The sequence below is a fragment of the Methylosinus sp. PW1 genome (assembly GCF_000745215.1).
Classification (GTDB): domain Bacteria; phylum Pseudomonadota; class Alphaproteobacteria; order Rhizobiales; family Beijerinckiaceae; genus Methylosinus.
On sequence record NZ_JQNK01000009.1, the window covers coordinates 1,870,494 to 1,883,229 of the forward strand.

The following is a 12,736-nucleotide window of genomic DNA, read 5'->3' on the forward strand; positions in this document are numbered from 1 at the left end:
CGCGTCACGCGGACAGCGAAATTCTCGTCACCAGACCGTCTGTGAACCATTGCGCGAGGAACCCGGCGGCGCGCTGCAACAGAGTCTCGTCATTGTTCTGAAACTCGAGCAGCGTGCAAATATCGCCGAAGCTCTTGCCGTCTCGCGCCTCGATGAGCGCGAGACGCTCGTCCTCGCCGATCTCGCGATAGACGGGCTCGTCGTCTCTGCGCCAGATGAGAATCGTTTCGACGCTTTCTTGATCGGGGCGCTCGGCCTCCTCCCCATCGACGAGCGCGCCGTAGAGGCGCGCGACCCCTTTGGCGAGGTCGAGCGTCGCGACGCTCGGATGAAATTCGAAGACCAGTCGCGGCCAGTCTTCAGCCTCTGTGGCGGCCAGCGCGTCTATGGCGAGCGTCGGAGCATCCGCAGCATCGAACGCATCCGCCAAGCCTCTCTCGAACAGCGCGAGATCACAGGCCGCTCGGTCGCTTCTCCACTGCGGGCTCTCGCGCATGAACTCGGGCAAACGCCACGCATACCATCGCGCATTGCGATGGCGCGACGGCGCCGCGGCGATATACGCCTCGACCAGAGCGCCGAAGGCGTCATCGCCCATGAACTCCCGAAGAGTCGGGAAATCATTGGAGATGAATTCGGCGAGACGCAGGCGATAGGCGTCGACATAGACTCCGAACAGCGTCTTGCGATCGGCGCGCGGCGAATCCCGAAGCGAATCGAGAATCGCCGTCTCGCCGGATTCGAGCCCTGCGAGCACGCCGGCCTGAAAGCGCTCTTGCAGCTCGCGCAGCGTCATGCCGCGCTCCGCGCGCGGAACTGGTCGGCTCGGCGCGCGATCTCGCGCATGCGCTCCATCTCGGCGAGCAACTCCTCGAAGGGCGGATAATTGTCGTCCCGCTCGACCATGGCGGCAACGTCGCCGAAGCGGATTCGCGCGCGCTCATAGAGCGTCCAAACCTCCTCGCAGACAGGCTGGTCGTGCGTGTCGATCTTATGCGTTTCATAGCTCGTATGCCCGGCGAGGTGCATTTGCGCGACTCTCTCGACCGGAATCGAATCCATGAATTTTTCGGCGTCGAAACCGTGGTTGAAGCCGGACACGAAAATATTGTTCACGTCGAGCAGGAGCAGGCAATCGGCGCGCTGCGCCATTTCCGTCAGGAACTCCCACTCCTCCATATCGGACTCTTGGAAGGTCGTATAGGTGGACGCGTTTTCGACGAGCAGCCGACGGCCGAGAAAATCCTGCGCACGGCGGATGCGGTCCACGACATGATCGAGCGCTTCGCGCGTATAGGGGATCGGCAAGAGATCATGCAGATTGGCGCCGTGAACGCCTGTCCAGGCCAGATGATCGGAAATCCACGCGGGCTCGACGCGTTCCGCCAGCGCTTTCAGCGCACCGAGATAGTCGAGATCGAGCGGATCGGTGGAGGCGAGCGACATCGAGACGCCATGCATCACGATCGGGTAATCGGCGCGGATGCGATCGAGAATAGCGAGCGGCCGTCCGCCGGGAATCATATAATTTTCAGAAATGATCTCGAACCAATCGACGCTGGGCTTCTGCTCCAGAATGATCGGATAATAGGTCGATCGAAGCCCGAGCCCGAAACCGAGCGATGACGGCGCGCTCATGCCGATCCTCCCGAGCGATGATGTGATTTACGAAATGGAAATCGGCGCGGGCGCGCGCATGACAGTCGCCCGCGCCGACGCGATCACATTTGGGCGACCGTGCCGCCCTTCGCCTTGCAGGCCTTCTCGGATTTGACCGGCAGCCAGCCCTGGCCCTTGCAGGCATTCTGCCCCTTGCAGGCGCTGCTCTCGGTCTTGCACGCGCTCTTGCCTTTGCAAGCATTGACGCCCGCGCAATGGACGGGAGCCTTTTTGGCGAGCGCCGGCGTGACGGCGGCGCCGCTCACCGCGAGAGCGACCGCGGCAGCTGCAATCGAGACGCCTGAAACGATATTGGTTTTCATTCTTGTCTCCTCGGACGTTCGGTCGCTTCGGAAGCGACCTGGCGAGCTCGGAAGCCCGAGCTCGCCTGTCGTTTATACGTCCACCGGAGAGAAAAATTACACAAGGCGTGCGGCTCTTGGAAAAATTCTTTCTCACGAACGCCGTGCGCCTCGGCGGACTAAATTCGCAGACGCAGCGACATGCCCGCCTGCCAGTTCTTCATGATCTGTGGGCCGTTGAGATCCTGGTAGACTGGAAGACCGGCTTCCGCGGCGAGCGTCAGATTGTCGAATCCGATGAACTTTCCGCTGACCGTCCAACCGCCGAACAGCTCGACGCGCTTGCCGCCATAGAAGAGCGGATTGGTCGGCGCGGCGATTCCGCGAATCTCCGGGTCGAAGCCGGCGATGCGTCCCTGCACAGAGCCGAGCACGCGAAACGTCGTCGTCAGGCCCGGAATCCAGGTGTAGCCCGCCCAGCCGTTGAACTCATGCAGATTTCCCCACATGTAGCCTTGCGGATTGGCGGCCAGCGGATGGCGTCCGCGATAGGAGACGCCCCAGGACCATTGGTCGAGATGGCCCGCATAGACGACGCCCGGCATGATGTCGAAAGTTCCCGTGCCCTGCTGCATTCCATAGAAGGCGCGGACCAGGGCGCGCGAGCCGTCCGGCAGAAGCAGGCCGTTGAAGGTCGCGTGATTGCTGCCTGTCGGAAAGGAGAAGCCGAGATTGATCTGAATGCGGTGGATGTCGTCCTGATAGACGCGATAGATGCCCGACAGGGAGAAGTCGACGAGGCCGACCGTCCCCACATAGCTTCTTCCGCGCTGTTGGCTGCCCGTCGCGCCGCTGAAGGTCAGCGGCTCCAGATTTTTCTCGCCCATGCCGCCGGTGAAGACCAGCGAGAAGTCCTTTGTCACGCCATAGGCGAGGCCGACCACCTGCGTCTTCGCCGCGATGTTCTGAGGAACGATGCGCACGGTGCGCGTCGGGTTGAGGAAGAACGGGACGTTGTTGACGATATATTCGTTCGACACATTGCGCGTGCCGATCCTCATGCCCGAAAGATTGGCGAAGTTCGGCGTGATCGAGAGCACGAGCTTCTCAGGCGGTGGCATGTCGGCGCCGAAAACGCCCATGGGCGCCGGGGCCAATGGCGCGGGCGCAGCGGCCGGCGCGGCCGCTGCCGCCGTTGCGAGCCAGCCGCTGGCGGACGATACGTCCTCCGCATGCGCAGCATTTGCGGACAAGGCGAGCGCCATTGCCGATACGGCAGAAAATTTCTTCATTATTGCCCCCGCTCCAACGGATCGATGCGATTTCGATCCGCGCCCCGAAACGATGTAAATCGAGCGCCGAGACTACGGGAGTGAATGCTCTAGCTTAAGTCTGAAATTCTATTTCCCGCGTGTTTCCGTAGCTATTTGCCTGCATGTGTGTCTTTTCGGCAACGCTCTCGCGACGAGTCCGCGCGTCCTCGCGTAGCTCGTGATGAGCAGCCGAATCGCGATATCGACCGGAACGGATCTCAAAGATCGACGACCAGGATTCCTTCGGGCCTTGCTCGACATGCGAGAATCAATCCGAGGCCGATGTCCTCCTCGGTGAGGCTATCCGTGCAATCATGGACGGCCTTTCCTTCGAGCGCTGTCGTCTTGCAGACGCCGCATTGGCCGGCGCGACAGGAATTCGCAGCCTCGATTCCATTGGCGAGCGCGATGTCGAGCACATAATCGGAGCTCGTGCATTCGATCTCCTTGCCGCTCGTCGAAAAGACGATTTTTGCAGGCGGCGCATCGGCCGGCTTTGCCGATGCAGCCGCGGGGCTCGGCGCTCCGCCGAAGCTCTCCTGCGCAAATCGCGACATGTCGAAGCCTGCTTCCGTCAGGCCGGCGCGCACGCTCTCCGTGAAGCCGTCGGGACCGCAGAGATAAACGGCTCGCGACATCATATCGGGCGCGAGCAGCGACAGAAGATCGATCGAGAAGCGCCCGACCGGGCCGCTCCATTCGTCCGGCGTCGCGCGAGAGCAAGCGAAGGCGCAGCGAAAATTGGGAAAGCGCGCCTCGAGCATTCGAAGCTCGCGTTCATAGACGAAATCTTCCGGACGTCGCGCGAAATGCACGAAGCGAATGTCGGCGTCGGCGGCCGTGTCCAGCAGCCAGCGCGCCATGGACATGACCGGCGTGACGCCGCTGCCGCCGGAGATGAAGAGATAGGGTCCGGCGGCGCCGTCGACGCAAGTGAATTTGCCATAGGGGCCATCGGCCGAGAGCGTCATGCCCGCCCGGAAGTGATCGTGCAGCCAATTGGAGACGAGGCCATTCTCGACGCGCTTGACCGTCACCGAGAGAATATGCGGCCGCGAGGGCGACGACGAGATCGTGTAGCTGCGGCGAACCATCCGCCCGTCGATCGGCAGCTCCAGCGTGACGAATTGTCCGGGCTCGTAGCAGAAGAACTTCCGCGGCTCGGCGACGAAGTCGAAGGTCTTGACGTCATGCGTCTCGTCGATGACGCGCAGGCAGCTCAAGGACAGCTTGCCGCCTCGCCAGAAGCTATCGTCTCCGGCGAGCGCCAGATGCAGCGCGCCGTCGCTATCCGTCGGGACCGGCCGGGTCTTCGACATGCGATACAGAGCGGCGGCGTGTCCACGGGCGGACGGCCGCCGGATCAGCTCGCCGAGAGCCTCGAAGGAAACATGCGCCTTCTGATCGGTCCTGAACCATCCCGCGTGACGATCGGCGGCTTCGAGAATTCGACGCGAGAAGGACAGCAGGTCCTGCTCGAAGATGGCCTGCTCCTCGGAGGGGATCTCGGCGAGCACACTGTCGAGCGCCGCCGCGACGGCGCCCGAATCGACAGCGAGATCGCCATCGACATAGCGACGCCACAAGGCGCCCTTGTCGCGCTCCGTGAGCGGCAGCGACTGACGCAGCAGAGGCGAGCGGCACCAGTCGGGAGAGTGCAGCAGAGCGTCGAAACGCTCCATTTCCAAGGCCGACATCGCGCCGTCGCCATCGGCGATCCGCAGGAAGAGCAGCATCGGCAGCTCGACGACCGCCATGGCTTTGTCTTTCGTTGCTGTCATGATCGGCGTCCGCCAGCGGCTGTCATGATGTCTGCAATTCCTGTTTCGCTTTGGCCGATGCGGCGGCCATATTGTCGAGCAGATAGCCCGTGACGGTCTTCAATATGCTCTGCGCGGCGCTCGCATCGCGCCCGAGCAGATCGTCGACGGCGCTTCGCGGAATTGCGATCACGGTCGCTTCGTCGCTCGTCACCTCGACCGACGCCGCGCGCGGCCGGCCGCTGATGACGCCGAGCTCGCCGAACACAGTGCCCGCGTTGCCGCGACCGATGATTTCACGACCGTTCTTGTCGGCGACCCACGCGATGGTCTCTCCGCGAACCAGCACGAACATGCCATCGGAGCTTTCGCCTTGACGGCAGATCTGCGTCCCTTTCGGATGGCGCTCGATCGTCGAGCGGCGAGCGATCTCGGCGAGCTCCGACAGATCGACGCGCGAGAATACCGAGGAGACGAGGAGCTCCGCCATGATCAGCACGATGGGCGAGCGCTCGCCATGCTTGGCGCGGGCGACGATCTCCTCGGCGAGAGGCGGCAGGGCCTCGCTGTGAGCGAACATCTCACGGGCGAGAGCGGCGCCTTCCGCGGATTCGGCCGCGAGCGCGGAGACTGCGAGCGCGCGCACGAGCGCGTCGCGATCGTCGAGAAAGGTCCGAAACACCACATCCGCCGGCCGCGACATTTCGATGATCTCGAAATAGGATGCGGAAGCCATGGTTCTGGCCGCGTGAATAGCGTCGCGCAATGCGGTGGGCGCCGCATCGATCGTTTCCGCGAGGGCGGATTTTCCCTCCGTCCCGAGAATGAGCGCGATCGGCCGCACGAGTTCCGCTGCGCGCGCGGCGTCATCGAGCGTCGCGGCGAGATGGACGATTTCCCGCACGAGCTGAGCCTGCCATTTGACGATCGTCTTCGCCAGCAGCGACGCCTCCGGCCGCTTCTCGTGCGAGAGCGTGAAGCGCGCCGCCTCGGTCCATTTCAGCGAATGCGACAGGGCCTCGATCCGCTCCGTCAGCCGCGTCTGATCATTGGTCGCCTCGCCGACGATCTCGGCATGCTCCTCATCGGAAATATTGAACCAATTGCGCATCTGCCGGATCGAGGCGAACGTCTCCGCCCGCGCCAGCCAGGCCTTTGGAGCGACGCCGGCCGCGAGCCCCTTTTGGACGAGATCGATCACGAATTCACGATAGTTCCGCCGTCGCGCATGTTCCTCGACAGTTCGCGCGAGATCGGAGTTGAACAGCGACGGATCCTCGACGCCGAGCGCATGGGCGATCGCGTCATGGTCGGAGTCGGAAAGGCCGAGCTGGACGCGCAAATCCCGCAGCAGCTTCAAGCTCTCCGAGGAGCGCGTCTGACCCGTCGCGAGCGCATCGGCGAGAATGGCGCGATAGGCGTTGCGCTTCTGGTCGACCGAGAAGTTGGGGATCGTCTTGGCGAGCACATAGATTTCATCGGCGGACAGCTCGTCCAGCGAGCGACCGTCCAGAAACGCCTCCGATCGAAAGCCCAGGCGCTCAAGTTCCTGCCGCAGCGCATGGCCGACGCTCTCGTGCCGGTAGAGATCCGCGTTGCGCGTCAGCGAGCGGATGAGCCAAGCGACCGAGGTCGCGGCAATGGCGAGATCGATGAGCTTGATGGCGATGGGCGGCATCAGCAGAATATTCGGCCGGCCCGCGAAAGCGTAAAAGAAAGTGAAAGCGGCGAAGCCCGAAATCGTCAACATATGGTGCCGACGCTGCGCCTTGGAGAGCGAGACGCCGCGCGCTGCGGCGCACCAAGCATAGAACCTCTCCAAAGCGACGAACAGTCCGAATGAGACGCCCATGCAGAGGAGAATATAGGCCGGCGCGGCGACGATCTTCGGAACCGGATAGGCGTGACCGCCGATATAGAGGCCGGACTTCAGCAACGCGCCGAACTGGTCGCTCTCATGCGTCCAGTAGCCGCTCATATAATAGTCCCATGTGCCGGAATAGATGAAATAATAAGTGTAGAATCCAAAAACGAGGCCGAAAAACAGATAATAGACGTTCCGCTTCTGATCGAGATCGACGGCCTTCCAATAATTATTTTCGAGGTCGATGTCCGGGCAATTCGTCATGCAGCCGACGCAAATGCTGCGGTCGGCGGCGTCGGTCGAAGCGCGACAGGAGGATTGCTTGATCGCCACGCGCTCGATGTGCGGCTTGGAATCGAAGAGGCCGCCGGGACCGGTGTAGATCTGCTGCACCACCGCCGTCGGACAGAAATAGTTGCACCAGCTCTTGCCGCCATATGTGAAGCCGACGAAGATCGCGAAAGAGATGATGAAGATGAAAGCCGCCGCGAGAGCGATATGGCTCGAATTGTAGAAGAGGATGCGACCCGTCACACCCAGCGTCAAAAACCCGAGCTGGAAATAGTAATGATTGCGGCGTAGCCAGGATTGCGAGGGCAGCAGCGCCAATATGCGCTCGACCCGTCCCGTCTTGCGATTCAAATTCGGCAGCTTACGCTCGAAGCCGAACATGCGGGCGAACTGGCTGGCGTGCGAAAGGGGGCAGACGCGACGCCAGAATTCATGGCCGAGCAGCATGATCGAGAAGGGGACGAGCGGCACCGCCATCGTCCAGAAAATGCGGTTCGTCATGGAATAAGGCGTCGAATAGCGCGGCGCGCCCTGAATGACGACTGGATCCTCGCCGATCCGAAACGGGCTGCCCGAATCGGGCAGTGTGAGCCATGCTGTCAGCGGATCGTAGAACAAGGCGGCGATGAGCGCGCCCCAAGCGATCAGCACGATGACTCTGACGTTCCGCATGGAACGCTCGGAAGTCTGCGATAGCACCTATGCCCCCCGTTCGATCGGCGCATATGCGCCGATCGATGCGATAGATTAGCCGACAATTCGGCGCTGTGCTCTTGCGCAAACGCCGCAACTTTCTAGCGTCGCGCGTTCGACCTCCGGCACGAGCCGGGCAGGAACTCGCGGCCGCGCTGGTCGACGGCGCAGAGCCGCAGGCCATCGGGATCCGGATCGCTCGCATTCGGAATCCACTGCGCCAAGCATTTATTGCTCTTGAGGCAGGGGTCGGTGAGCGATTTCAGGAAGCTCAAAATGTCGGCCACCTGTCGGTCGGTCAGCTCGACGTCGCGAATGACTCCGGGCATCTTATCTTCACGCTGCGAGCGGAGCATGTCGAGCGCATTTTGCGTGTGGTCCTTGGCGAATTTCGAGTTGATCGGGCCGCCAGTCGCGGGGATCGTCTTGTAATCGAAGCTCGCGACGGCGCGCTCGACGTTGAGATGATGCCGGACGATGTCCTCGAGGGTGTTGTAAACCCCGCTATGGCCGAAAGGCGCCGTCACCTCGACGCCGAGAAGCGTCGGCGTGCGATAGGCATATTTGTCGTCGCGATGGCCGGTGACATGCGCGCGGCCCCAATCATCGATGCCGTCCTCGATCGTGTCGAGGTCGGTCTTGCCACGGCCGATCTGCGGAACGGCGAGCACCCAATATTTTTCATCGGTGAAGAAATCGCCGGAATGGCAGGACGCGCAATTGGCGCCGCCTTGTTCGGCCGTCGCGAAGAACAGCCGCGCGCCGCGCTTGGCCGATTCGCTGATCGCATGGCTGTCGCCGCGCACATAGGCGCGCCAGGGCGTATGGGTGAACGTCATGGTCCGCTCGTAATCGGCCAGGGCGATCGAGATATTATTGGCCGTCACCAGCTGCTCGGGCGGCGACTGATAATCCTTGAAGCCGGCGCGGAACAGCGGCAGCCATTCATTCTTGGCGAATTGCTCGTTCGGATCGCCATAGCCACCGAAGCGCGCTGCGAGCTTCTGGCGCACCTCGAGATCGGTAGCGCCCGGCGTCTGCGGACTGCCGGCTCCCCCATAGGCCTTGCCGCGCATGGCGGCGTTGACCGCGGTCGGGAACATTCCATGCCCCGAGCTGATCGGCATGCCGTCTTTGAATTTCTCCTCATAGGAGATGTATTCCTGCCGCGGCAGCATGAAATTGTTGAACATCCCCCGCACCGGCGGCGAATCGACCGGCGCGACGATGCGGCCGTCGACGCCGCTCATGCCGGGCGTGCCGGTCGTGCTGAACACAGTGCCGTCCCAAGTGATCGACTGATCCCAGAAGGCGAGGCCAATCAGCGTCGGCGAATTGCGCGGCATGGCCGAATCGCCGGTTCCGAAAGGCGGGAACATGCCGGGCTTTTCGACGCGCTTGCGGCCAGGGCCGAGCAGATCGGGATTATTGGCGCCGACGCCGACCGGCAGCGGCATCGCGTCGCCGAAGCCGAGCATAGGGTGATGGCAGGTCACGCAGGCGACATCCTTGCCCGGGCTCATGCCTTTCGACCAGAACAAGAGCTTGCCGAGGCGCGGCAGCGGGTCGGACAGCGGCGAGATCGGCAGCTTGCGGCTGTCGACGGCGTCGCCGGTCAGGTGATGCTCGGCGATATAGGCGCGCAACTCTCGATCGAGAGACGCGCCGCCGCGTCCGTCGTCATTCGCCGCCGCGCCGACAATGGCGCTCACCGACAGAACGGCTCCCGCGAGAACGGTTCGGATGTCCATCGAAGTCTCCCGCTCGTCCGAGCTTTAAATGTTGAGCTAGCGCGCCGCGAGCGCCTCTGCGGCATTGGAGGGCGCGGGCGCGGCCGGCGTGTAGATCGGGATGATGAACTGAATGCCGAGCCGCGTGTCGCGCGCCGTATTCTTCGCGTAGAAAGTATGCGACAGCTTGATTTGCGCGCTGATCTGATTGCCGATCAGATAGCCGTAGAGCGCGCCGAGCGCGACGGAGCTCTGCCGGTTCATATAGCCGACCGAGGGCTTGTCGAGGTCCACCTCGCTGAAGGCGATGAAGCCCCATTCGGCGCGTCCGTCGCGCTTGATCGCCGTCAAATCGAAATTCAACGTCTGCGGCGAGCTCGCGAAGGGATTGGTGTGGCCCGTCGCATAGAAGCTGTTGAGCGTGATGTTCCAATTGTCGCGCAAGTAGGTAATTGCGAGATTCTGCTGAAACGCCGTGAAATCAGTGCCGAGCGCGCGCGTCAGCGGCGAGCCCGTCGATATCCATGCGCCTTCGCCGATCGCCACATTGAAGCCATGGCCGAGAAACCACGAGAACCACGAGCCGACATAGGAATTGTAAGTGCCGATTCGATGCAGGCCCTGCATGTTGACGTTGGCGACGACGAGCGGCACCGTCTTGAATTGCACGCGCGCGCCGGCGACTTCTAGCGGCGTGGAGAAATTGAGAAAGGCCGGCACGCCGACCGTCGAGTTGAACTTCTCGTCGGCGCCGGAATTGAAGGCCATGACGCCATAGAGGCCAGGCTCCGGAGCCCAGCCTTCCGGCAGGCCCGCCATTAGTCCAGGCTGCTGGATCGATCCAGCGAAAGATGGCCCGCAGCACAATGTCGATGCGAGAATCGACGCTATGACGATATGAGCACGCGCAAAGGCTGCCGCGCCGAAGCGCTTCCAATTTAACATCGCCCGCCCCCGCGAAGCTTGACCGTATCAATGATCCTTTAATCGTTCCGGTGAAGCTGGATGTCAATCCCGACCGGGAGTTGCAACTTTCGCGAGGGTCGGCCGGGCGATTACCCGAGCGGACCGGGCATCTGACGCCGCATAGACATGCGCGCGATGAGGCGGACGAGCGCGTTCGCTTGCGCCTCGATACTGGTTCGGTTCAAAGATAGACTTGCTCTGAAATGCTGAGAGCGTCGTCGACCTCTATGCCGAGATAGCGCACGGTACTTTCCAATTTGGAATGCCCCAGCGGCCACGCGTCATAATGCGCACCTTTTATCTATTGAAAATCAAAGCCCGCTTGAGCGCTGTTTGGTGTTACCGGTCGTTTCGGCGGCGTCTTTGCCGCGAATGCGGCGACGTCGGCGGACTTAATGACCCATGGCGCTTCGGGACAGGGCCGCCGTCCCTCGATGTCGCCGCGCTTGATCATGCGTAGCGCGATCATCTTGTACACGCCGATGATCTCTGCCGCGGCATCGAGCGTGATCTGGCCGCGTTCGGCCCACTCGCCGTCCCGGTGAGCCATGATTTCGTGGTGCTTGCGGAAGCCGTGCACACGCCGCTCCGTCCAGCCATTGCCATGACCCGTCGGCTTGCCACAACGATTGAGCAGTCGCGCGATCTGAGCGTCTGGCATTAGTCTGGCCAGTTCGCGGACAAGGGCGATCGTATCCTCCGGAACGCGTGTATGGCGCCGACCAGCCGCGTTGAGCCTGAGCTCGATTTGCTGGGCCGTGTGATCGCCGCCCTGCCAGTGTAGGACGAGATCGACGATGGCGCCCCTCTTCGTCACCACGATCTCATGGAGCGCTGTGCGCAGTATCCGCTTGCGGGCGCCGGCTGTCGCAGCGGGGTGCGACCATGCGCGCGTCAGGTCGGCGCCGAGCGCGAGCAATTGCTTGCGCTCGGTCTCGCCGAGCGGCGGCCGCTTTTCCGCAACCACGGCGGCGCCAGGACGCGCAGCACCTCGGCGCCAACGGAAGCGTCAGCGCTACGACTGCCCAGCGAAATGCAGCGCGCCGTTCCATGGTTCAGCCGGGCGCCGTAGCAATTTTAGCGCCCGAGCTTGCCGCTGTAGTGCACCTGCAACTTGCGGCCGCAATGACCGCAACGCAGGAGTCCCGCGAGAAGCACTTCGCCTTGGCGGCGCACCGCTCCTCTGGCAATCGTCCGCCCCATGCCGGTCGCATTGTCGGCGATGAGGCGCTGATTGCGCTCGAACTCGTCCCAGGTGATATAACCCTCGTGCTGTTCCTTGAGCAGCACGTCCCATTCGGCGATCGGGTGGCGCACACCGCGACGGATGTGCTTGCGGCCCTCGACAACGCTGACCTGGCTCCCTGTCCGCCCGAATGCATAAGCGCCTGCGTAAATCGGATTGGTCAGTATGTTGTGGACGGCGTTATATGCGGGCAACTTCCAGACGACGCCGGGCGCCTCGGCTCGCCGCGAATTGGCGGGAAGCACGATGCCCTCTTCTCGCAACCAGAAATGAACTTGGCGGGCGCTGCGAAGCTCGTCGAACTTCGAGAACACCAGCAGCAGGGCTTCCCGCACTCGATCGTCTGGATCCTTCTCGACGCCGAGCGCGGCCTTATATTTGACGCCGGGCGCCGCCTCCAGCAGTCGCGCGACCTCATCGGGGCTGAGCACGACCGGCAGCTTGTGCGGCTCGTGAACGAAGGTCAGATGGCGGGTCGCGTCGGCCCGATCGAGCGTCACGCCAAAAAAGAACCGCAACGCTGAGACCGTCATGTTGATCGTCGGCGGGCGGACGTGGGTCGCGGTCGAGTGCAATTGGAAAAGACGCAGGTCTTCGGCCGTGGCGGCATCCGGCGATCGGCCCAGGAAGCCCGCCAAGGTCTTGACCGCGGATGTAATCGCGCTGGGTCTCCGAGGCCATATGCCGGCCGCTGAGACCGTCATGTTGATCGTCGGCGGGCGGACGTGGGTCGCGGTCGAGTGCAATTGGAAAAGACGCAGGTCTTCGGCCGTGGCGGCATCCGGCGATCGGCCCAGGAAGCCCGCCAAGGTCTTGACCGCGGATGTAATCGCGCTGGGTCTCCGAGGCCATATGCCGGATGGTCATGTCTTCGATCATGCGCTGGCGAAGCGGGGTGACGCGCTCCTCTGT

Annotated in this window: 11 protein-coding genes; 1 reads left to right on the forward strand and 10 read right to left on the reverse strand. The window is 62.7% G+C overall.

Translation table 11 applies throughout. From position 1 onward, the window contains the following. Nucleotides 1–4: 4 nt before the first annotated feature. The 4 genes from K369_RS18575 to K369_RS18590 all read right to left on the reverse strand — a co-directional run bounded on the left by K369_RS18575 (nt 5) and on the right by K369_RS18590 (nt 3,082). Nucleotides 5–796, reverse strand: coding sequence for a DNA-binding domain-containing protein (locus K369_RS18575; protein ID WP_036293183.1), 792 nt, complete (start codon nt 794–796; stop codon nt 5–7). Next, entirely contained in the window at nt 793–1,638 is an 846-nt protein-coding gene (locus K369_RS18580; RefSeq protein WP_036293186.1) for a DUF692 domain-containing protein, read from the reverse strand. Before K369_RS18580 ends, K369_RS18575 begins: the two co-directional genes overlap by 4 nt. Before the next feature lie 83 nt (nt 1,639–1,721). Beyond that, the gene (locus K369_RS18585; RefSeq protein ID WP_036293192.1) at nt 1,722–1,982 is read right to left on the reverse strand and encodes a hypothetical protein; all 261 of its coding nucleotides are present in this window, start codon (nt 1,980–1,982) and stop codon (nt 1,722–1,724) included. 158 nt (nt 1,983–2,140) lie between these two features. After that, nucleotides 2,141–3,082, reverse strand: coding sequence for an alpha-amylase (locus K369_RS18590; protein WP_245278241.1), 942 nt, complete (start codon nt 3,080–3,082; stop codon nt 2,141–2,143). Here K369_RS18590 and K369_RS27770 point away from each other — a divergent pair. Continuing rightward, nucleotides 3,081–3,311 (forward strand): hypothetical protein, encoded by a 231-nt coding sequence (locus K369_RS27770; protein WP_245278242.1) that lies wholly within the window; start codon nt 3,081–3,083, stop codon nt 3,309–3,311. The two genes, K369_RS18590 and K369_RS27770, sit on opposite strands and share 2 nt — an antisense overlap. 181 nt (nt 3,312–3,492) lie before the next feature. Here K369_RS27770 and K369_RS18595 read toward each other — a convergent pair whose 3' ends face one another. The 6 genes from K369_RS18595 to K369_RS24905 all read right to left on the reverse strand — a co-directional run bounded on the left by K369_RS18595 (nt 3,493) and on the right by K369_RS24905 (nt 12,633). Next, entirely contained in the window at nt 3,493–5,055 is a 1,563-nt protein-coding gene (locus tag K369_RS18595; RefSeq protein ID WP_084570728.1) for a hybrid-cluster NAD(P)-dependent oxidoreductase, read from the reverse strand. 22 nt (nt 5,056–5,077) lie between these two features. Continuing rightward, the gene (locus tag K369_RS18600; protein ID WP_036293197.1) at nt 5,078–7,861 is read right to left on the reverse strand and encodes a Crp/Fnr family transcriptional regulator; all 2,784 of its coding nucleotides are present in this window, start codon (nt 7,859–7,861) and stop codon (nt 5,078–5,080) included. Between the two features lie 122 nt (nt 7,862–7,983). After that, nucleotides 7,984–9,633 carry a cytochrome-c peroxidase gene (locus tag K369_RS18605; RefSeq protein ID WP_051949392.1) on the reverse strand — a complete coding sequence of 550 codons (1,650 nt, stop codon included), beginning with the start codon at nt 9,631–9,633 and terminating at the stop codon, nt 7,984–7,986. A gap of 36 nt (nt 9,634–9,669) precedes the next feature. Then, the gene (locus K369_RS18610) at nt 9,670–10,557 is read right to left on the reverse strand and encodes a transporter (protein ID WP_084570729.1); all 888 of its coding nucleotides are present in this window, start codon (nt 10,555–10,557) and stop codon (nt 9,670–9,672) included. 322 nt (nt 10,558–10,879) lie between these two features. After that, nucleotides 10,880–11,545: a hypothetical protein gene (locus K369_RS24900; RefSeq protein ID WP_051949393.1), complete on the reverse strand. Its 666-nt coding sequence runs from the start codon at nt 11,543–11,545 to the stop codon at nt 10,880–10,882. A 110-nt stretch (nt 11,546–11,655) separates the two neighbouring features. Next, on the reverse strand, nt 11,656–12,633 hold the full coding sequence (locus K369_RS24905; RefSeq protein ID WP_051949394.1) for a recombinase family protein: 978 nt from the start codon (nt 12,631–12,633) through the stop codon (nt 11,656–11,658). Between the last annotated feature and the right edge of the window lie 103 nt (nt 12,634–12,736).